At 44.8% G+C, this 20218-nt stretch carries 21 protein-coding genes and 1 pseudogene; all 22 read left to right on the top strand.

Features of this window, described 5'->3' with window-relative positions:
* The coding region (locus tag V7L97_RS01285; protein WP_333652568.1) for a methyl-accepting chemotaxis protein at positions 1 to 1439 on the top strand (1439 nt) is incomplete at its 5' end.
* Between the two features lie 98 nt (positions 1440 to 1537).
* Positions 1538 to 1993 (top strand): phosphatidylglycerophosphatase A family protein, encoded by a 456-nt coding sequence (locus V7L97_RS01280; RefSeq protein WP_333652565.1) that lies wholly within the window; start codon positions 1538 to 1540, stop codon positions 1991 to 1993.
* Positions 1990 to 2562 carry an RNA 2',3'-cyclic phosphodiesterase gene (thpR, locus tag V7L97_RS01275; protein ID WP_333652563.1) on the top strand — a complete coding sequence of 191 codons (573 nt, stop codon included), beginning with the start codon at positions 1990 to 1992 and terminating at the stop codon, positions 2560 to 2562. The genes V7L97_RS01280 and thpR overlap by 4 nt, the downstream gene beginning before the upstream one ends.
* 65 nt (positions 2563 to 2627) lie before the next feature.
* Positions 2628 to 3623, top strand: a complete 996-nt coding sequence (gene recA / locus V7L97_RS01270) for a recombinase RecA (RefSeq protein WP_333652560.1) — start codon at positions 2628 to 2630, stop codon at positions 3621 to 3623.
* Between the two features lie 103 nt (positions 3624 to 3726).
* Positions 3727 to 4884, top strand: a complete 1158-nt coding sequence (locus tag V7L97_RS01265; protein ID WP_333652557.1) for a type IV pilus twitching motility protein PilT — start codon at positions 3727 to 3729, stop codon at positions 4882 to 4884.
* On the top strand, positions 4829 to 5329 hold the full coding sequence (locus V7L97_RS01260) for a regulatory protein RecX (protein ID WP_333652555.1): 501 nt from the start codon (positions 4829 to 4831) through the stop codon (positions 5327 to 5329). The genes V7L97_RS01265 and V7L97_RS01260 overlap by 56 nt, the downstream gene beginning before the upstream one ends.
* 120 nt (positions 5330 to 5449) lie before the next feature.
* Complete coding sequence (locus V7L97_RS01255; RefSeq protein ID WP_333652553.1) at positions 5450 to 5797, top strand: hypothetical protein; 348 nt, start codon at positions 5450 to 5452, stop codon at positions 5795 to 5797.
* Between the two features lie 9 nt (positions 5798 to 5806).
* Positions 5807 to 8458 (top strand): alanine--tRNA ligase, encoded by a 2652-nt coding sequence (alaS, locus tag V7L97_RS01250; RefSeq protein ID WP_333652551.1) that lies wholly within the window; start codon positions 5807 to 5809, stop codon positions 8456 to 8458.
* Positions 8459 to 8472: 14 nt separating this feature from the next.
* Positions 8473 to 8799 (top strand): phasin family protein, encoded by a 327-nt coding sequence (locus V7L97_RS01245; protein ID WP_333652549.1) that lies wholly within the window; start codon positions 8473 to 8475, stop codon positions 8797 to 8799.
* A gap of 19 nt (positions 8800 to 8818) precedes the next feature.
* Positions 8819 to 10516 carry an ABC1 kinase family protein gene (locus V7L97_RS01240; protein WP_333652546.1) on the top strand — a complete coding sequence of 566 codons (1698 nt, stop codon included), beginning with the start codon at positions 8819 to 8821 and terminating at the stop codon, positions 10514 to 10516.
* A 62-nt stretch (positions 10517 to 10578) separates the two neighbouring features.
* On the top strand, positions 10579 to 10893 hold the full coding sequence (locus V7L97_RS01235; RefSeq protein WP_333652544.1) for an RrF2 family transcriptional regulator: 315 nt from the start codon (positions 10579 to 10581) through the stop codon (positions 10891 to 10893).
* 18 nt (positions 10894 to 10911) lie between these two features.
* Positions 10912 to 12258, top strand: a complete 1347-nt coding sequence (locus tag V7L97_RS01230) for a cytochrome ubiquinol oxidase subunit I (RefSeq protein ID WP_333652542.1) — start codon at positions 10912 to 10914, stop codon at positions 12256 to 12258.
* A 1-nt stretch (position 12259) separates the two neighbouring features.
* Positions 12260 to 13288, top strand: coding sequence for a cytochrome d ubiquinol oxidase subunit II (gene cydB / locus V7L97_RS01225; RefSeq protein ID WP_333652539.1), 1029 nt, complete (start codon positions 12260 to 12262; stop codon positions 13286 to 13288).
* A gap of 100 nt (positions 13289 to 13388) precedes the next feature.
* Entirely contained in the window at positions 13389 to 13796 is a 408-nt protein-coding gene (locus V7L97_RS01220; protein ID WP_333652536.1) for an RrF2 family transcriptional regulator, read from the top strand.
* Positions 13797 to 14069: 273 nt separating this feature from the next.
* Positions 14070 to 15305, top strand: a pseudogene (locus V7L97_RS01215) (cbb3-type cytochrome c oxidase subunit I).
* A gap of 3 nt (positions 15306 to 15308) precedes the next feature.
* A complete protein-coding gene (locus tag V7L97_RS01210; RefSeq protein ID WP_333652534.1) occupies positions 15309 to 16208 on the top strand; it encodes a cbb3-type cytochrome c oxidase subunit II in 900 nt (299 codons plus the stop codon).
* A gap of 48 nt (positions 16209 to 16256) precedes the next feature.
* On the top strand, positions 16257 to 16655 hold the full coding sequence (locus V7L97_RS01205) for a hypothetical protein (RefSeq protein ID WP_333652531.1): 399 nt from the start codon (positions 16257 to 16259) through the stop codon (positions 16653 to 16655).
* A 57-nt stretch (positions 16656 to 16712) separates the two neighbouring features.
* On the top strand, positions 16713 to 16847 hold the full coding sequence (locus tag V7L97_RS01200; protein ID WP_333652529.1) for a hypothetical protein: 135 nt from the start codon (positions 16713 to 16715) through the stop codon (positions 16845 to 16847).
* Between the two features lie 21 nt (positions 16848 to 16868).
* A complete protein-coding gene (locus V7L97_RS01195) occupies positions 16869 to 17669 on the top strand; it encodes an ethylbenzene dehydrogenase-related protein (RefSeq protein ID WP_333652582.1) in 801 nt (266 codons plus the stop codon).
* Positions 17670 to 17744: 75 nt separating this feature from the next.
* The gene (locus V7L97_RS01190; protein ID WP_333652526.1) at positions 17745 to 17894 is read left to right on the top strand and encodes a CcoQ/FixQ family Cbb3-type cytochrome c oxidase assembly chaperone; all 150 of its coding nucleotides are present in this window, start codon (positions 17745 to 17747) and stop codon (positions 17892 to 17894) included.
* Between the two features lie 135 nt (positions 17895 to 18029).
* A complete protein-coding gene (locus tag V7L97_RS01185; protein WP_333652523.1) occupies positions 18030 to 18332 on the top strand; it encodes a FixH family protein in 303 nt (100 codons plus the stop codon).
* Between the two features lie 8 nt (positions 18333 to 18340).
* Positions 18341 to 20167, top strand: coding sequence for a heavy metal translocating P-type ATPase (locus tag V7L97_RS01180; RefSeq protein WP_333652521.1), 1827 nt, complete (start codon positions 18341 to 18343; stop codon positions 20165 to 20167).
* Positions 20168 to 20218 lie beyond the last annotated feature (51 nt).

Here is a 20218-nt window from a genome sequence, read left to right as displayed (position 1 = left end):
AAATAGGCGCTCTACAGATTATAAACGAGCCGGATGCATCTAAAAGACAGGAGATATTTAACAATGCTGCAAAGGATGAGAAGGAGATAGAAAGGCTTATCGAGGAGTATGGTGCAACATACCTTGTACCTGAGGAAAAGAAGGTATTTGAGGAATTCAAACCGGCATGGAAGGCATATAATGAATCGAGGCTGAATACATATAATTGGGCGCTTAAGGGTGATACTGAAAAGGCAAAACATAATGCAGCGACTGATGCTGCAGCGAAGTTCAAGGTTGTTGATGAAAAGCTGTACAGGTTGATTGAAATACAGGATGAGGTGGGCAAAGAACTCCAAAGAGAGGCAGAGAATGAGTACAGGTTTAAGAGGAATGTGGCAATTGGGGCAGCGATTATCGCGATACTGACTGCCTTTAGTCTGGGGATAATCCTTTCAAAGATAATCGCAAGCCCGCTGCAAAAAGGTGTGAGCTTAGCAGAAGCAATTGCAGGCGGCGATCTTACGAACAGGTTAGATAGAGCGGCAATTGAAAGGAATGATGAGGTCGGGAAGTTACTTGCTGCCATGGGGAATATGGCGGAAAGACTGAAAGGGATTATGGCCGAGCTGAAATCCACTGCTGACAATGTGGTATCGGCGAGCAATCAATTAAGCGCTAGTTCAGAACAGATGTCTAGAGGAGTTTCAGAACAATCAGGCAGGGCATCCCAAATTGCCACTTCGTCCTCGGAGATGTCACAAACAGTTGTGGATATAGCAAAAAACGCCTCAAGTATAGCATCTGCTGCTACAGACGCAGCAAAGACAGCACAGGATGGATGGGATGTAGTTGACAAGTCAATCCGGGAAGTTAAGGCAATTGCAGATACGGTAAGCGAAACAGCAAAAATGGTATCTTCCCTGGGAGAACGCTCAAAGCAGATAGGAGAGATAGTCAGTGTAATTAACGACATAGCAGATCAGACCAATCTCCTTGCATTGAACGCCGCTATCGAGGCAGCAAGGGCAGGAGAGCAGGGAAGGGGGTTTGCAGTAGTTGCAGACGAGGTTAGAAAGCTTGCAGAGAGGACAGCAAAGGCAACATCGGAGATAGGCGATATGATAAAGGCCATTCAGGATGAAGTCGAGAAGGCTGTCACAGCCATGAATGAGGGGACAGAAAGGGTAAATGTGGGTGTGGAATTATCGACTCAGGCTGGCAATGCCCTGCATGATATAGTAAAAAGCGTTAATAATCTGCAGACCATGGTTCAGCAGATAGCCTCTGCGACAGAGGAGATGTCAACTGTGTCGGAAACGATAAGCGGAGATATAGAAACTATTGCAAGCGTTTCAAAAGAGACATCAGCAGGCTCTGAACAAATAGCCCAGGCATCTTCTGATTTGGCAAGGCTTGCTTCTAATTTACAGGGGATTGTGGGGCAGTTTAAGGTGTAGTAGGCACAGATGTTAGCATTCAGCATCAGCCGTCAGTTCTTGGTAAAGGAATTAAATACCGACCACTGACGGCTTAATTTTTGCTACAATAGTTATTAATGAAAACTTTCTTACGATTTTTATCAAAAATTATCGCCACTGTCTTTTTCATCGGCTACATACCTTTTGCACCAGGCACATTCGGGAGTCTTGCAGGTCTGTCATTTATATGGGTTTTCAAGCCCGATTTTTTATGGCAGATTGTAATACTAATAACAGGGTTTATCATAGGTATTTCGTGTTCTAACGTAATTGAGAAAGAATCAGGAACAAAGGACAGCAAACATATTGTCATAGATGAGTTTGTGGGCTATATGGCATCGATTATATTTCTTCCATTAACCATCGGCTATATTATAGCAGCCTTTTTTTTGTTCAGGTTTTTCGATATACTAAAGCCGCCGCCCATAAGGAATCTCGAGAGGATGTTCAGCGGCGGCATAGGCGTGATGATCGATGATCTGGCGGCAGGAATAATTACAAATTTGATTTTACAGCTATGGAGACTTGTATGAGGTGCTTTATAGCCATAGACATGTCCGGGAATATAAAAAATGCCATTGCAGGCGTCATCGAGAAATGCGGACTGAATTCAAAAGGCGTCAGATGGGTTGCGGTTGAAAATATCCATCTCACACTCAAATTCCTCGGTGATGTAAAAGAAGATTTAATTCCTGAAATACAAAAGGGACTCGCATTAATATGCATGAGGCGCGATGTGTTTAATATTAATATCCGTGGTGCAGGTGCATTCCCGAACTTCAAATATCCCAATGTACTATGGATGGGGATAGATGAGTCAGAAGAGTTAAAGAGGCTTTATGAGGATATAGAAGAATCCATGTTTGAATTGGGATTTGAAAAAGAGGACAGGAAATTCTCTCCACATCTTACCATAGGCAGGGTGAAGGAAAGGAAGGGTATCGAGCCGGTCATCAAGGGGCTCTATACATTTAAGGATACATTTTTTGGTAGTATAGAAGTAAATGAAGTTTTGCTCATACGGAGTGTTTTAAAACCAACAGGCGCAGAATATTCGAAGATAGCAGGATTTAAATTAAAAAATAAACAGGAGGAAACTTAATCTCGTCGCTCTGTCTCTCTCGCCTGTTCCGCGCTGAATTAAAAAAATAAACAGGAGGAAACTTAATGAACAAGGATAAGATGAAGGCCCTGGAAATGGCCATCTCCCAGATAGAAAAGAGCTTTGGAAAAGGCTCTATAATGCGACTCGGTGCAGGCGAAGTCACTGAAGGAGTTCAGGCAATCCCAACGGGTTCGCTATCGCTTGATATTGCCACGGGAATAGGCGGATTCCCGAGGGGAAGGGTTATTGAGATATTCGGACCGGAATCTTCAGGGAAAACCACCCTTGCATTGAATGCCATAGCACAGTCGCAGAAGATGGGAGGGACTGCCGCATTTATAGATGCAGAGCATGCCCTTGATGTGAACTATGCATCAAGGATTGGCGTGAATATTGAAGACCTCCTGATAGCACAGCCCGATACAGGCGAGCAGGCGCTCGAGGTGGCAGAAACCCTTGTAAGAAGCGGTGCGATCGACATCATCGTGGTAGACTCCGTTGCTGCCCTTGTACCCAAGGCAGAGATAGAGGGAGATATGGGAGACGCCCACATGGGGCTTCAGGCGCGGCTTATGAGCCAGGCATTGAGGAAACTGACGGCAGCCATATCGAAATCGATGACCACAGTGGTCTTCATTAACCAGATAAGGATGAAGATAGGCGTTATGTTCGGCAACCCTGAGACCACAACCGGTGGAACAGCCCTCAAGTTCTACTCTTCTATGAGGCTCGATATCAGAAAGATAGACAGCCTTAAAGAAGGGCAGGAGATTATCGGCGGAAGGGTGAGGGTCAAGATAGTCAAGAATAAGGTTGCACCGCCTTTCAGGCAGGCAGAGTTCGACATATATTTTAATGAAGGGATCTCAAGGCTCGGAGAGATTATAGACATCGGAGTTGATAAGGGGATTATCGAAAAGGCAGGTGCATGGTACAGCTACAATGGAAGTAAGATCGGACAGGGCAGGGAGAGTGTGAAGGAATATCTGAAGAACAATCCTGAAATTGCAGCAGAAGTGGAACAGAAGATACTGGAGACATCCGGTTTAAAGAAATAATGGAGTATTGGAGTAATGGAGTAATGAATATTTTAAAAATCAACAAAACTAATTATTTTTTAAACCCAACACTCCAGCACTCCATTACTCCAATTGCTATGTGATGGATATAAACGAACTTCTCAAAAACGCATCTCAACTCAAGGCATCGGACATTCATATAAAGGTGGGGTCGCAGCCTGTTTTCAGGATTGACGGTAAACTTCTGCGGCAGGCCACCCAAAGTATCATAACCCCGCAGGACGCCGTGGATATTGCCATGAAGGTCATGGGCGACCGGCAGAAGAGGTTGTTTGAGAAGACCCATGACACTGATTTCTCATACAGCATACCGGGTGTGGGAAGATTCCGGTGCAATGCCTTTTTACAGCGCGGCTCGGTCGGACTTGTTTTCAGGATTATTCCCTATGACATTCCAAAAATAGAGGATCTTTTATTGCCAGAGGTTATAAAGAAGATCGCAGATGAAGGGCGTGGATTAATACTGGTAACAGGTACGACCGGAAGCGGCAAATCCACAACCCTCGCATCTATCGTTGATTATATAAATTCAAGCAGGTCTGTGAATATCGTGACCATAGAGGATCCGATAGAATATATACATAAGGATAAAAAAGGGATAATCAGCCAGCGCCAGATCGGCGAAGATACGGATTCTTTCAGCAAGGCGCTCAGGGCTGCATTGAGACAGGACCCCGACGTGATACTCGTGGGAGAGATGCGTGACCTCGAGACAATAGAGATCGCCCTCACCGCTGCAGAGACAGGCCATCTTGTTTTAAGCACGCTTCATACGCTGGATGCTGCGGAGACCGTGAACAGGATAATATCTGTATTTCCTACACATCAACAGAATCAGATAAGGATACAACTTGCATCCGTCCTGAAAGGCGTTGTATCCCAGAGATTGATTCCGAGGGCTGACGGAAAAGGCAGGGTGCCGGCAGTGGAGGTATTGATAGCAACCGCTACAGTACGGAGCTGCATTCTCGAACCTGAAAAGACAATTGCATTGAGGGATGTTATTGCGCAGGGCAAGAATCTATACGGGATGCAGACCTTTGATCAGTCTATCTTTGACCTCTTGCAGGCAGGTCTGATAACCTATGACGAAGCAATGAGGCAGGCTACCAGCCCTTCTGATTTTGCATTGAAGGTTAAGGGCATACAGTCTGCAGGCGATGTTGTAACAGAATCGCATAAGGATGTTAAAACTGAAAAAGACAAGGGCAGCAGCGAATTCCAGATCGAGAGATTTTGAAGACAGTCGTGGCAATGCGCTTAAATATGCATTTAGGTTGCTTGGTTACAGGGACAGAAGCGAGAAGGAGATGTACGAAAAACTGATTCGTAAGGGCTTCTCTGAAAAAGTCGCCTTAGAGGCAGTTGGTTATCTAAACGATAAAGGATTTATCGATGACAGGAGATTTGCAGAAATTTTAAGGAAGGATGCGGTTGAGAGAAAGCATCTCGGTAAAAGGGGCACAAGACATTACTTGATAAGCAAGGGCATTGCAGATGACATTGCTGATGACGTTCTTGGCGAAGATGATGATTACCTCGATGCAGCAAAGAGTCTGGTTGAAAAGAAACTGAGGAATATGAAGGACAATGATGAAGAGGCAATAAAGAGGAGGCTCTGGGGTATGCTTTTAAGGAGGGGCTTTTCCTACGATACAATTAAAAAAATATTACACCTAATTTGAGCGATTTTATATGTCAGGCACGGCTCAAAGACTCCCTCTTTTCGCCGCACCTGACATATATTTTGGGATTAGAATTGCTCGATTTAGGTTACAATCTTTTGATTTAAAGGAGGAAGAGAAATGAAAGGCAAAAGTTTTTATGTGATTTTATTAGTAGTCGTATGGCTTTTAGCAGGATGCGCATCGTCCTCTGTCCGTTTCACCCACGATGAGATCAAGGATTATCCCCTCGATGTGCAGGAGAAGATCATAAAAGGCGAGGTAGCCCCCGGCATGACCCAGCAGCAGGTGAGGTATGCATGGGGCAATCCCGACTCCGTAAAAAAACTTGAGCCAGAGAAGGACGGAAAGCAGAAAGAGGAGTGGACATACTCTTCTGTATTAGGCGCCTTTAAAACAAGGCTTATTTTTATTGACGGAAAACTAACATATATAATAAGCACAGAGCCTGGCAGGGTAGCGAAATAGGGGACATAAATGAAGAGTGCGGAGATAAGGGATTTATTCCTGGAGTTTTTCAGATCAAAGGGGCACGAGATAGTTAAGAGCTCTTCCCTTATACCAAGGCATGACCCTACGCTGCTGTTTACAAATGCAGGGATGGTACAGTTCAAATCGGTCTTTTTGGGCGAAGAAAAGAGACCTTATACAAGGGCTGTGTCATGCCAGAAATGCATGAGGGCAGGGGGCAAGCACAGCGACCTCGAAAACGTGGGGCACACTGCACGGCATCATACATTCTTCGAGATGCTGGGGAATTTTTCATTTGGTGATTATTTTAAGAAGGATGCAATCCTATTTGCATGGGAGCTTCTCACCGAATGGTATAAACTGCCCAAGGATAAACTCTGGGTATCTGTTTATGAAGATGATGATGAGGCAGAGAAATTATGGATGGAGATTACTGATATTCCTTCTGACAGGATAGTGAGACTTGGAGCAAAGGACAACTTCTGGCAGATGGGAGACACAGGCCCATGCGGGCCATGCTCTGAGATAATCATCGACCAGGGCGAGGATGTGGGATGCGGCAGGCCTGACTGCAAGGTGGGATGCGACTGCGACAGGTATCTGGAATTATGGAATCTTGTCTTTATGCAGTTTAACCGCGACGAATCAGGCAATCTTACTCCACTTCCAAAGCCGAGCATAGATACAGGGATGGGACTCGAAAGAATAACAGCGGCACTTCAGGGAAAGAGGAACAATTTCGATACAGACCTCTTTGCGCCGATTATATCGGCAGTCGAATCCATATCAGGGCTCTCTTATGGCAAAAATAAGGAAATTGATACATCCATGAGGGTCATTGCAGACCACATGAGGGCAATGGCATTTTTACTTTCTGACGGCCTTATCCCTTCAAATGAGGGAAGGGGCTATGTTTTAAGGCGTATTATAAGAAGGGCTTCGAGACATGCGAAGCTGCTTGGTCTTGAAGGATCTGTATTGTATAAATTGATCGATTCTGTTGCAGATGCAATGGGTAATGTCTATTCCGAACTTATTCAGGAAAAGGATCGGTCGTCGAAGGTCTTGATGATAGAAGAAGATCGTTTTACAAAGACCCTTGAGCAGGGCATGAGAATCCTTGACAGCGTGATCGATGGATTAAAGAAAGAAGGAAAAAATACCATTCCCGGAGATGAGTTGTTTAAGTTGTATGACACCTATGGATTCCCACTCGACCTTGCGAGGGATATTGCAATGGATAACCATCTCCTGATCGATGAGGATGGCTTTAACCGCGATATGGAGATACAGAAGGAGAGGGCACGGGCATCATGGGTTGGAGAAGAAGAGGCCATTGCATCCATATATAAAGAGCTTCAGTCAGAGATAGGTGAAACGCTGTTTATCGGATATGATACGCTTGAGTCGGAATCAGTGATTAAGGCAATACTGAAGGACGGGAAGGTTGTAACAGAGGCATCGGAAGGTGATGAGGCGGAGCTGTTCCTCGACAAGACGCCATTCTATGGAGAATCAGGCGGTCAGGTCGGGGATGTGGGGATTATTTGTAAAATTTCAAATTTCAAATTTCAAATTTCAAATTGTGAAGCAGAGGCTAAAGTTATTAATACAAAGAAAGAGGTTGGGCTGCACGCCCATGTGATAAAGATTAAAGGCGGGACTTTCAAGGTGTGGGATAAGGTTAAGTGCCTTGTGGATAAAGACAAGAGGATGTCTACAGCAAGGAATCATACGGCAACCCATCTGCTGCACACTGCATTGAGGTCAGTCCTCGGCGAGCATGTAAAACAGGCAGGGTCTCTTGTATCCCCTGAAAGGATGCGTTTTGACTTCACCCATTTCTACGGCCTTGACAAGAGGGAGATAGAAAACATCGAGGATATAGTGAATGGAAAGATCCTTGAAAATATAAAAGTAGAGACAGAGATTTCAGATATACAGGATGCACTTAAATCAGGTGTCATTGCCCTCTTTGGCGAGAAGTATGGAGAAAAGGTGAGAGTAGTAAGGGTTCCTGATTTCAGCGCCGAGCTTTGCGGTGGAACGCATTGCAGGGAAACCGGCGATATCGGGCTCTTTGTTATAGTCTCTGAAGGAAGTGTTGCCTCAGGGATAAGGAGAATAGAGGCACTCACAGGCAGGGCTGCCTTTGATTACTTAAGACAGAGGAATAATGAGCTTCAGAGAATATCGGAAATGCTCAAGACCGACAGTCCCTATGAGCGTGTTGAAAAGCTGCTCAATGAACTGAAGGATATGGACAAAGAGATAGAATCGCTAAAGGCTAAGGCTGCTGCCCAGAGTTCTTCTTCCATAATTGAAAAGGCAAAGGAAATTGATGGCACAAAGGTTTTGGCATGCCGTGTGGATAATCTTGAACAAAAGGACCTTCGTGTGCTTGCAGACAATGTTAGGGACAGGCTCGGCTCAGGCATTATAGTCCTTGCCTCTGCAAAGGATGGACAGGCGTCAATAGTTGCGATGGTTACGGATGACCTTGTGAAGAAGTACAATGCAAGAGCTATACTGAAGAAGGTTGCAGAAATAGCAGGGGGCAGAGGTGGAGGCAAGGCGGAGATGGCACAAGGGGGAACAAAGGAGATAGAAAAACTGGACAAAGCCCTTGAAGCAGTGTATGATTTGATAAAGAAATAATTCGGAGGTGTCTTATGACGGTATTTGATGTTGTCAGGAATGCTATTATGGCAGGTTTTGGTGTTCAGGAGAAGGTAAAGGAATTTATTGACGAACTTGTCAAAAAGGGCGAACTGAGCGAATCTCAGGGGGCAAAGCTTGTCAAGGAATGGACAGAGAAGGCCGACAAGAGCACATCCGAACTTAGCAAGAGCATGTCAGAGCTTGTATCTAAGATCCTTGAAAAGATGAATATTCCTACAAAAGATGATATGGAGAAGCTGAATAAGAAGATACAGAGCCTTTCTTCGCGGGTAAAGAAGCTGGAAGGAACACCAGAGGAAATCGAATCGGAGGAATAAATTACTCCAACACTCCAACATGGACATCACTCGCCTTACGCGAACATATAGGTCTGCCAGGAGACTCCAGCAGATCATCAATGTATTCCTGAGATACGGCTTTGGACAGATAATTGACCAGATACATCTCGGCAGGTATATCCCTTTTAAAAAGAGGTTAAAGGCATTTGGAGTCTGGCCTGCCCTCAAAGGCCCCTCTGTTCCGGAAAGGCTTAGGATGGCCTTTGCAGATCTGGGCCCCACATTTATAAAATTAGCTCAGGTTCTTTCATCGAGACCCGATTTAATTACGACCCAGTTCGCCGATGAATTCAAGAAACTTCAGGATGAAGTCCCTCCCTTTCCGGTTTTAGAAGTCAAAAAAACAATAGAAGAAGATATAAAGCTGCCTCTCGATAGAATTTTTAAATATTTTGATGATCTTCCGATTGCCGCTGCATCCATCGCACAGGTGCACAGGGCAGAGCTCCTTGACGGCTCCGATGTCGTTGTTAAAGTTCAGAGACCTAATATCAGGGAGCAGATAGAATCGGATATAAATATCCTAACCACTATTGCACGACTCCTCGATAAATATGTACCGGAAAGCAGGTTCTTCAATCCCACCGGCATAGTGGAGGAGTTCTCAAAGACAGTGAGAAAAGAGATGGATTTCGTAGAAGAGGCAAGGAATTGCTGCAGGTTCAGAAAGAATTTTGAACATAACCTTGATGTATATATCCCAAAGATATATGCGGAGTTTGTCACGGAAAGAGTGATTGTAATGGAGATGGTGGAGGGCGTAAGGATCGATAATATAACTGCCATAGACGAAATGGGACTTGACCGGAAAAGGCTCGCGAAAACAGGTGTGGATGCGTACTTCAAACAGACACTGGAAGATGGCTTCTTCCATGCAGACCCGCATCCAGGCAATATTTTTGTTATGCCTACAGGCATGATTGCATTTTTAGACTTTGGCATTGTTGGAAGGATCTCTGACGAGCTCAAAGAGACTATGGCAGATACATTCCTCGCGCTTATCCACAGGGATTTTGACAGGCTTATAGATAACTATGTGGAGCTTGGCATTGTCCCCGAGCATATAGATATCGATGCCTTCAGGAAAGATTTTAAGGCAGACCTCAGGGATTTGCTGGAGCCACTCTATGGACTTACGCTGCAGGAAATAAACTTTGCGCAGTACCTCGATACCATCACCCACCTGGCGATTAAACATAATCTGAAAATACCTTCTGACCTTTTGTTGATCAATAAAGCAATGCTCATCCTCGAGAACATCGGGCTGCAGCTTGACCCCAACTTCGATTTTATTGCCGCGGCAGAACCATACGCTTCACGGATTATCAGAAAGAGGATAAGCCCCTCGCGGCTTTACGATAAGGCACGGAAGAATGTCATGGAGATCGGCGATTTTGCATTCCTCTTTCCGAGGCAGGTGAAGCAGATAATAAAAAAGGCACTGAAGGACGATATTCAGATAAAGATGTTTCATGTCAATCTCCCGGAATTCATAAAAGACATGGACAGGTCGAGCAACAGGATCGCCTTTGCCCTGATCGTTAGCGCCATGCTTATAAGTTCTGCAATAATGCATGCGACAAAGGTTCCTCCAATCATATTCGGCATTTCCCTCTTTGGCATTTCCGCCTTTGGCTTTGCATTTCTTCTGGGAATCTGGCTCATCATCTCCATAATCCGTTCAGGAAGGCTGTAAAGAAAAATTAACCTGAAAAAACTTGACAAATTTTTTAAAATAGGATAGCATTACTCCAGATTATGGAAATCACACGTGAAACAGACTATGCAATAAGATGCGTACTCCATCTGTCGGAGGCACCCAATAACGTCATAATGGTGGATGAGATCGTAAAGGCGAAGTCCATCCCGAAGGGTTTCCTTTCAAAAATACTGCAAAAGCTCGCAAAGGCAAATATTGTGAAATCATACAGGGGCGTCAGGGGCGGCTTCCAGATAGCAAAGGCCCCAAATCATTGCTTGACTTTCAATCCGAAAACGATAAACAATATTATTATAAAATATTATAAAAATATAAGTATTTTTATGTGTACATCAGAAAACATTTCATTGTGAGGTAAAAGGAGGAGATTTATGGATGCATTAACACTGAGCAGGTTGCAGTTTGCCGTCACTGCCGCATTTCACTTTATTTTTGTGCCGTTGACGCTTGGCCTTTCTATCCTTGTGGCGTATATGGAGAGCCGTTATGTACGTACGAATGATGATCTGTATCTGAAAATGACGAAGTTCTGGGGCAAGCTCTTCCTTATCAACTTTGCCCTCGGCGTTGTAACAGGCATTACTATGGAATTCCAGTTCGGCATGAACTGGGCGGAATATTCGAAGTATGTGGGCGATATATTTGGTGCGCCGCTGGCAATCGAGGCGACTGTAGCCTTTTTCCTTGAGTCCACATTTATAGGGCTGTGGATATTCGGATGGAATAAGGTATCTAAAAAGGTGCATGCATTGTCCATCTGGCTGGTAGCCATTGCAACCAATCTTTCTGCATTGTGGATACTTCTTGCAAACGGATGGATGCAAAAACCAGTTGGCTATGTATTAAGAAATAACAGGGCAGAAATGGTCGACTTCATGGCAGTGGTGACGAACCCGTATGGATGGTTGAAGTTTTTACACACACTGTTGTCCGGTTATGTCCTTGCTGCATTTTTTGTGATGGGCATATCTGCCTATCATCTGCTCAAGAAGAATAAAATGGATTTCTTTAAAAGGTCATTTAGAATGGGTGCAACCTTTGCCCTTATTACTTCTATATTATTGTTCATCGTCGGCGATTTCCATGCAGCCATGGTTGCAAAGTCTCAGCCAACAAAGTTTGCAGCCATGGAATCTTTGTGGGAGACACAAAAGGCTGTGCCATACAATCTTTTGTTAATACCCGACCCTGCAAATGAGAGAAATGCTGTCGAGGCTGTCGGGATACCAAAGCTCTTGAGCTTTTTGGCATTCCATGACGGCAATGCAGAGATAAAGGGCCTCAAAGAGTTCCCCAAGGAGGACAGGCCTCCTGTCATGATAACGTTCTTAAGCTTTAGAGGAATGGCTGCCCTCGGCATAATCTTCATGCTGCTGTCAGTTATAAGCTATATAGTTTCAAGAAGGGACGGGCTTGAGTCTAACACAACCCTGCTCAGGATTATGCTCTATTCCATTCCTTTACCATATATAGCAGGACAGTTGGGCTGGCTTGTAGCAGAAGTCGGCAGACAGCCATGGATTGTATATGGTGTTTTAAGGACATCTGATGCAATCTCTAAAGCTATTACTCCATCACAGGTATGGGTATCGCTTATTGGATTCACGCTTTTTTATGGATTGCTCGGTATTATCGATATATACCTGCTGGCGAAATACTCTAAAAAGGGTCCTGACGATGACCTTTCATCAATAATTAAAACGTCGAGGGAGGTGTAATATGGAATTCCAGATAATATGGTTTGTACTATGGGGGACACTATGGGCCGTTTACTTCATGCTTGACGGTTTCGATTTCGGTGCCGGAATCCTGCATAGCTTTCTTGCAAAAAATGATGCCGAAAAAAGGGTAGTCATAAATACAGTTGGACCTGTGTGGGATGGAAACGAGGTGTGGCTTATTACTGCTGGAGGAGCTACATTTGCCGCTTTTCCAACAACGTATGCCCTGATGTTCAGCTATTTATACTCGGCCCTGCTGATAATCCTCTTTGCATTGATATTCAGGGGAGTTGCCTTTGAATTCAGGGGAAAGGTGGACAGTGACGGCTGGAGAAAGGGATGGGACATGGCCATATTTCTCGGCAGCTTCATTCCGACATTATTATTTGGTGTGGCCTTTGGCAATATATTCCAGGGAATCCCAATGGATGCAGAGGGCTATCATGGGACACTGTTTACACTTCTGAATCCATATGGACTGCTCACAGGCATACTCTTTGTTTTATTGTTTGTTGTGCATGGCGCCTTATGGCTTTCTGTGAAAACAAACGGTGACATAAGCACGAGGGCGTCGAGGGTTGCGAATAAAACATGGTATGCACTTCTTATTGTGGCTGTATTGTTTTTGATCCATACTGCATTTGCCACGAACCTGTATGCAAACTATCTGCAGAACTTTGTGTGGTTTGTTGTACCGACAATCGCTGTCCTTGCTCTATTAGGAATAAAACTCTTTGCTGCAAAGGGACAGCACCTGAAGGCATTTTATTCGTCATGCCTGACCATTGTCATGGTGACCTTCACCGGCGTGATAGGTCTTTATCCAAATCTGATTCCGTCTAGTATCGACCCTAAATATAGCCTGACAATTTTCAACTCCTCATCCAGCGTATATACATTGAAGATAATGACGGTTGTTGCCTTATTGTTTGTGCCTGTTGTAATCGCATACCAGATATGGATCTACAGGGTTTTCAGGCATAAGTTGACGGTGGACAGTGTATTGAAGGACAAAGAGTCTTATTAAATATAGTGCATAATGTAATGGCCCTCGCATATTTTTTGGGCGGCGATAAAGAAAATACTTGACAAATTTTTTTTAAAATAGGATAGCATTACTCCAGATTATGGAAATCACACGTGAAACAGACTATGCAATAAGATGCGTACTCCATCTGTCGGAGGCACCCAATAACGTCATAATGGTGGATGAGATCGTAAAGGCGAAGTCCATCCCGAAGGGTTTCCTTTCAAAAATACTGCAAAAGCTCGCAAAGGCAAATATTGTGAAATCATACAGGGGCGTCAGGGGCGGCTTCCAGATAGCAAAGGCCCCAAGGGAGATAAACCTGCTCGATGTCATAGATGCTATAGAAGGCCCGGTTGCCATGAACAGATGTGCAGTCAGCAGGAAGGTCTGCAGTTTAAGCTGTAATTGTGCGGTACACCCTATATGGGTTGAATTGAGAAAGGACGTTGAAAAGAAGCTGAGAAAAACCGATTTTGCAAAGCTTATCGAATCGCAGAAACGGTAAAAAAATTTTTGAACCAAAACAAGACGTTTCTCATCTTTTTTAATGGCTATATTTAGGACAGATTCTGTCCTGTATTTAAACCATAAGAGGAGGGTTTGAGATGGCAGAAGAAGCAGTAGCGTATGAATGGAAACCCGTAAAGGGTTTCGCTCTCTCCGGGATGTTCTGGGGGGAGTCGCGGTCTTGATTGGATTGTTCATATCAATCCAGTTGTGAAAACCGGAATTAAACTTTCCGCCTTTTCTCACCTACGGAAGGCTCAGGGCTGTCCATATCAACGGACTTGCATTCGGGTTTGCCGTGGCAGAGATATTTGCCCTGAGCTACTACATGGTGCAGAGGCTGACGAGAAGGCCGCTGTTGTTCCCGAAGCTTGCAATGGCGCAGTTGTACATATTCAACATAGCCATTGTAGCTGCAGCGGTAAGCCTTCTTGCCGGCATGACACAGTCAAAGGAATATGCAGAACTTGAATGGCCGCTTGATCTTGGAGTCGTTGTACTCTGGGTGATGTATGCAGTCAATATCATCGGCACAGTGATCAAGAGGAAAGAGGAGCAGATGTACATCTCGCTCTGGTATCTGCTTGCAACAGTTATTGCGGTTGCAGTCCTGTATATCGTCAACAACCTCGCAATACCTGTAGGGCTCTTCAAGTCCTACTCCATATTCGCAGGCGTCAATGACGCCAATGTGGAATGGTGGTACGGGCATAATGCAGTGGGCTTTGTCTTTACAACGCCTATACTCGCAATATTTTACTACTTCCTGCCCAAATCAACAGGGCTTCCCATTTTCAGCCACAGGCTTTCGATTATTGCATTCTGGTCGCTGGTATTTGCATACCTGTGGACAGGCGCGCATCATCTCGTTTATACGCCTCTTCCCGACTGGATTCAGACTGTCGGTATTGCCTTCACCATGTTTATGATCGCACCTTCATGGGGTTCTGTCGTGAACGGGTACTATACTGCCGGAGCTGACTGGTCAAAGATGAAGTCAAACTATCTGACAAAGTTTTTTATCCTCGCAATCACATTCTATGGTCTTCAGACTATACAGGGACCAACTCAGGGTTTGAGAGTTGTGAGCCAGCTTATACACTACACCGATTGGGTTCTGGTCACGTGCATATGGGAACCATGGGGTGGCTGGCACTGACCCTTTCGGCAGCCATGTATTACACAATTCCATAAAGTATATAACACGGAGATTTACAGCATTAAACTCGCCAATACCCATTTCTGGTTTGTTCTGATAGGACAACTCATATTCTCCATTACCATGTGGATACTCGGCATACAGCAGGGCGCCATGTGGAAGGCAATATCTCCGGAAGACGGAAGCCTCACTTATACCTTTATGGAGTCATTGATGGGCAACTATCCGTACTGGAAGATGAGGACATTCGGAGGATTGCTCTTCTTTATCGGACTGTGCATCTTTGCCTATAACATCGTAATGACAATTCTCAGGGCAAAAAAGACTGCCGTGGCTGAAGGGAGGTAGAAGATGGCAGGAACTATTTATAAGAAACCGATTTTGTTTGCAGTTGTCGTTACAGTTGTGGTTCTCATCGGGACGATCGTGATGATGGTTTATCCTATGCTCACACCGCAGATGCACCCAAAACTCCAGAACCTCAAGCCTTACACTGCTTTACAGCTTGCCGGAAGGGATGTGTATCAGGAAGAAGGTTGTTTTTATTGTCATACACAGACAGTAAGACCTCTCAAGGCCGAAGTAATGCGGTATGGCGAATATTCAAAGGCTGGAGAATTTGCCTATGACCAGCCATTCCTGTGGGGATCGAAGAGGACAGGTCCGGATCTGGCGAGGATAGGCGGTAAATACACGGATAAATGGCACTATAAACATTTCAATGACCCGAGGAAGTTATTCCAGGGATCAAACATGCCGTCTTACGGCTGGCTTGCAGACCATCCGGTAAATCCAAAGGAAGTTGAGGCAAGGATGAAGGCGCTGGGTTTCCCTTATACAAAGGAAGATACCGATGTCCTTGCTGACAAGACAAAACTTGATGCCCTTGTTGCATATATGCAGGCAATCGGGACTGCAGTACCAAGGAAACCAAAACCGCCTATGATAGCAAAGGGCGATACAAACCCGCTTGCAACAGATCCGAATGCCATTGCTGAAGGCAAAAAGATATACGAGATGAACTGTGCGGCATGTCATGGAGTCGATGCAAAGGGAGACATAGGACCCGAGCTTACCGACAAAGAGTGGGTATATGTGATGGAATCGGTCGGAGACGACACAGTCTTCTTCATGATAGCCGATGGAACAAAGAAGGATCAGGAATTTGAAGGCAGGAAGGCAAAGGGCGGAATGCCTTCATGGGGCGAGTTCTTTGGCAAAAAGAAGATATGGTCACCGTTTCGTATATAAGGTCTCTCGAAGAAAAAGAATAACAGACATCCTATAAAGGTGGTTAAGATGGCAGAAAATACAAACAAAAAACAAATAGTCTTTTATCCAAACTTTTTGTTCAGGGAAGCAGTAGCTGCCCTCATCATGGTCATTATTGTGGTCGCAATGGCTCTGTTAATGCCTATGAAGGTGGGAGACCCTGCAGACCCCTCCGATTCCTCTTTCAAGCCGAGACCGGAGTGGTATTTCATGGCGCCGTTCTATCTGCTGAAGGTATTCCCGTCGAGCCTTGAGGTCATTCCCACGGTTATCGGCCCGATACTGACATTTGTATTTTTGCTGATATTGCCGTTTGTGGATAAAAACCCGGAGATGCATCCGAAGAAGAGAAAACTGGCAATGTCTTTGATGGGAGGTGGTGTGTTATTGACCATACTGTTTACGGTTTTAGGGGTACTGGCATAAAAAGAGTGACCATGGGTCATAAAATATTAATATCAGTCTTAAGGAGGTTCAAATATCATGAAGAGGTTAGTTTTTCTGGTTGGTTTGCTGCTTGTAACATTTGCAGTTAGCGTATTTGCTGCATCGGGTGAGACAGTTATCACCGCAAAGAAGGTGTCGAAGGATCCCACAGACATCAACAGCCCTGAATAGGCTTCTGCAAAGGAGACCACAATTATCAACGAAGGTGCATCTGGCGGTCCTTTTGAGAAAAAGAAACTCGAGGTCAAGGTTAAGGCAGTGTATACAAAGGGAGGCAATATCAGCGTCCTTCTCTCCTGGCCCGACAGCGAACAGGGCATGACAAAGGAGGCATGGAAGTTCTCCAAAGGCAAATGGGACAGACAGAAAAGTGATGAGGACAAGGTTGCCATCAACTGGGAGATCAAGAGAATAAAGAACTTTGCCACAAAGGGATGCGCAGTCGTATGCCATTCAGATGCAAAAAATCATGATGACTGGAAGTATCATACCGAAACAGCTACTGAGCGCGGAGATATGTGGGTATGGAGGGCATACACAAGCAATCCATTGGGACATGCAGAGGATGGTTATGTGGACGATGATTCAAGGAAATCCGATGCAGGAACAGGCAAGGCAAAGAAGAACGAGACATCTGACAAGAAAAAACCAAAGTATATGCAGGACCCTGCCAAGAAGCCGACAGTCTCTGGCTTTCTGGTGGACGGAGAGACCGTAGAGATAAAGGACTACAGCAAGTTCAAGGACGGCGATGTGGTTCCATCATGGATACTCTCGAAATTTTCCGGAAGCATGGCTGATATAAAGGCAAATGCAAAATGGGCAAACGGCAGATGGACGGTTATGCTCCAGAGAAAGCTCAAGAGCGGTGATAAGGAGAACGATGTACAGTTCGACGCAAGGAGGGACTACAACCTCGGCATTGCAGTTTTTAATAACTCAACAAAGCACAACAGCTATAACTCAGCGCCATTAAAGCTGAAGTTCGATTGATTAAACAGTAAGATATGCGGGGCAGGCTAAGCCGATGCCTGCCCCGCATGGGCCAACAATGAGGAGGTAGATGCAATGCAGTGGAGCGGGTGGATTTATTTCGGTTTTACAGTCGCACTCTTTATGGTTTTTATAGTGGTTGTTATTTATTACTACAATCCCAAGAAAAAGGAAAAGATAGAAAAGCCTAAGTACAAGATGTTTGACGATGATGAAAAAATATGAGATCGTTCCTATTACTATTTCTACTTTTTGTCGTTGCGCTGCCAGCCTGCATGAAGCAGAGCGAAGGGGGCTAAAACAGACTGTGACATTCATGCAGGCCATTGCTCTAAGATAATAGCAGAAGATAATATCGGCGTGGTATTCGACTGCAATCCAAAGCCTGTAAAATCTATGTCCGAGATCCTTTTTGGTGTAACTCTTAGAGAGAAAGATAAACCTGTTCAGGATGCCAGCGTGGAGATTTACCTGACAATGCCAGGGATGTTTATGGGAGACAACAGGATTCTCCTCATGCATAAAGAAAAGGGCAGATATGAAGGCAAGGGCGTCATTGCGAGATGTCCAAGCGGAAAGAGGATATGGAAGGCTGATGTTATCATCGTGCACCCTTCAAAAAAGACAACGCATGCAAGTTATGTATTTGAGGTGAAAAATTAGAGGTATCAATGCTTAAATGCGACCACTGTCTTCTTGAATTCCCTGAAAAAGAAGCCATATATGATGAAATAGACGGCGAGAAGAAGGTCTTCTGCTGCAACGGCTGCAGGGGCATATATAAACTGATCCATGAAGAAGGCCTTGACCGGTTTTATGAAGACCGGACATGGAAAGATGCAGGGATTCGATCTTCGGCTCTGAAGAGAGAAATAGACATCAAGCCCTTTGCAGGGCATGTGAGGGATGTTAAAGTCAGCAGTCAGAAAGAGGTAGATATCTTTATTGAGGGCATACGATGCGCATCATGCGTGTGGCTCAATGAGAAGATACTGAGCAGGACAGAGGGCATTGAGTATGCACGGGTAAACTACGCAACCCACAGGGCAAGGATAAGATGGAATCCCGAGGTTATCGGATTGGACAGGATTCTTAAAAGGATAATATCCATCGGCTACAATCCGAGGCCTTATTCGGAATCGGAACAATTCAGGAGACAGAAGGCAGAGGCAAGGGACCTCCTCGTCAGATTCGGCACTGCCGGGTTTTTGTCATCACAGTTAATGATTTACACCACCGCCCTTTATGCAGGATATTTTCAGGGAATAGATACAAAGACAAAGCTCATCTTCGAGATCATAGCAATGCTTCTTACTATACCTGTTATTTTCTACTCAGGGATGCCATTTATCAGAAATACCTTTAAAGGCTTACGCCATCTCAATTTCAATATGGATTCACTCATAACCATAGGCGCGGGTTCTGCATTTATTTACAGCATATACCAGATGTTCATAGGGGGCAAGGTTTACTTCGATACATCCGCCATGATAATAACCCTTATACTTTTAGGCAGATACATGGAGACCACTGCAAAGGGCAAGGCGTCAGAGACTATCGAGAGGCTTTCGGAATTAAGCCCCAAAGAGGCAAGATTAGTCGGCAATCAGCAGTCAGCAATCAGCGGTCAGGAAATAAAGATTGTCCCTATATCTTCAATTAAAAAGGGCGAGCTTATTCAGGTCATACCAGGAGAAAGGATCCCCCTTGACGGCACTGTTGTTGATGGAGAATCGGAAGTTGATGAATCCATTATTACCGGAGAGTCAAAGCCTATCCATAAAAGGGCAGGTCATGAGGTAATCGGCGGCAGCATGAACCTTTACGGTACGCTCGTTTTCAGGGTGACGAAGACAGGCAAAGAGACTGTGCTTTCAAATATTATAAAGGCAGTGGAGGATGCACAGGCAAGAAAGCCACAGATACAGACCATTGCCGACAGGGTTGTGGGTATTTTTGTGCCTGTAATATTGATAATTGCATTTCTTACAGTGGCGGCCCATATGCTTAAGGGTGCATCCACACAGTATGCATTAATGACAGGGATTTCTGTCATTGTTATCGCATGTCCGTGCAGTCTGGGGCTTGCAACCCCGATTGCCATTCTCATTTTTACGAGCATGGCATCACCAAAGGGAATACTCGCCAGGGGAGGAGAGGTTATAGAGAATGCAGGCAGAGCAGATCATGTCATCTTCGACAAAACAGGTACAATAACACTGGGAAGGCCTGTGCTTAAGGAGACGATAGTTTTTGATCGGGATGTTGATAGGGAATATATACTTTCCCTCGCTGCTTCCATAGAGAGGCTATCAGAACACAGTATAGGCCATGCAATCACAGAATCTGCAAAGGGCCTAAACCTCTTCGATGTATCGGAGTTCAAGGCAATTCCCGGGAAGGGAGTCGAAGGGACGATCGGCAGCAAAAAAGTATTTATTGGAAGCATGGGATTGATGGATGAAAGCGGTTGCTCCAGTGATTCAATACATTTTTGATGGACGTTTCCTTGCAATTTGAAAAGAATTGTGATACAGTCATTTATATGG

Origin of the sequence: Dissulfurispira sp., assembly GCF_036745535.1 — a bacterium.
In the GTDB taxonomy this organism is placed as follows: Bacteria; Nitrospirota; Thermodesulfovibrionia; order Thermodesulfovibrionales; family Dissulfurispiraceae; genus Dissulfurispira.
The sequence above is the reverse complement of the archived record's forward strand: the minus strand, read 5'-3'. Positions and strand labels throughout refer to the sequence as shown.

Bases quoted from the DNA above. Each gene is read 5' to 3' on its own strand.
- V7L97_RS01260 (WP_333652555.1), top strand. From the start codon at position 4,829: ATGTTAAAACTGAAAAAGACAAGGGCAGCAGCGAATTCCAGATCGAGA.
- V7L97_RS01240 (WP_333652546.1), top strand. From the start codon at position 8,819: ATGGACATCACTCGCCTTACGCGAACATATAGGTCTGCCAGGAGACTC.
- V7L97_RS01210 (WP_333652534.1), top strand. From the start codon at position 15,309: ATGGCAGGAACTATTTATAAGAAACCGATTTTGTTTGCAGTTGTCGTT.
- V7L97_RS01205 (WP_333652531.1), top strand. From the start codon at position 16,257: ATGGCAGAAAATACAAACAAAAAACAAATAGTCTTTTATCCAAACTTT.
- V7L97_RS01255 (WP_333652553.1), top strand. From the start codon at position 5,450: ATGAAAGGCAAAAGTTTTTATGTGATTTTATTAGTAGTCGTATGGCTT.
- V7L97_RS01265 (WP_333652557.1), top strand. From the start codon at position 3,727: ATGGATATAAACGAACTTCTCAAAAACGCATCTCAACTCAAGGCATCG.
- thpR (WP_333652563.1), top strand. From the start codon at position 1,990: ATGAGGTGCTTTATAGCCATAGACATGTCCGGGAATATAAAAAATGCC.
- V7L97_RS01220 (WP_333652536.1), top strand. From the start codon at position 13,389: ATGGAAATCACACGTGAAACAGACTATGCAATAAGATGCGTACTCCAT.
- V7L97_RS01235 (WP_333652544.1), top strand. From the start codon at position 10,579: ATGGAAATCACACGTGAAACAGACTATGCAATAAGATGCGTACTCCAT.
- V7L97_RS01280 (WP_333652565.1), top strand. From the start codon at position 1,538: ATGAAAACTTTCTTACGATTTTTATCAAAAATTATCGCCACTGTCTTT.
- alaS (WP_333652551.1), top strand. From the start codon at position 5,807: ATGAAGAGTGCGGAGATAAGGGATTTATTCCTGGAGTTTTTCAGATCA.
- V7L97_RS01245 (WP_333652549.1), top strand. From the start codon at position 8,473: ATGACGGTATTTGATGTTGTCAGGAATGCTATTATGGCAGGTTTTGGT.
- V7L97_RS01200 (WP_333652529.1), top strand. From the start codon at position 16,713: ATGAAGAGGTTAGTTTTTCTGGTTGGTTTGCTGCTTGTAACATTTGCA.
- V7L97_RS01180 (WP_333652521.1), top strand. From the start codon at position 18,341: ATGCTTAAATGCGACCACTGTCTTCTTGAATTCCCTGAAAAAGAAGCC.
- recA (WP_333652560.1), top strand. From the start codon at position 2,628: ATGAACAAGGATAAGATGAAGGCCCTGGAAATGGCCATCTCCCAGATA.
- V7L97_RS01230 (WP_333652542.1), top strand. From the start codon at position 10,912: ATGGATGCATTAACACTGAGCAGGTTGCAGTTTGCCGTCACTGCCGCA.
- cydB (WP_333652539.1), top strand. From the start codon at position 12,260: ATGGAATTCCAGATAATATGGTTTGTACTATGGGGGACACTATGGGCC.
- V7L97_RS01190 (WP_333652526.1), top strand. From the start codon at position 17,745: ATGCAGTGGAGCGGGTGGATTTATTTCGGTTTTACAGTCGCACTCTTT.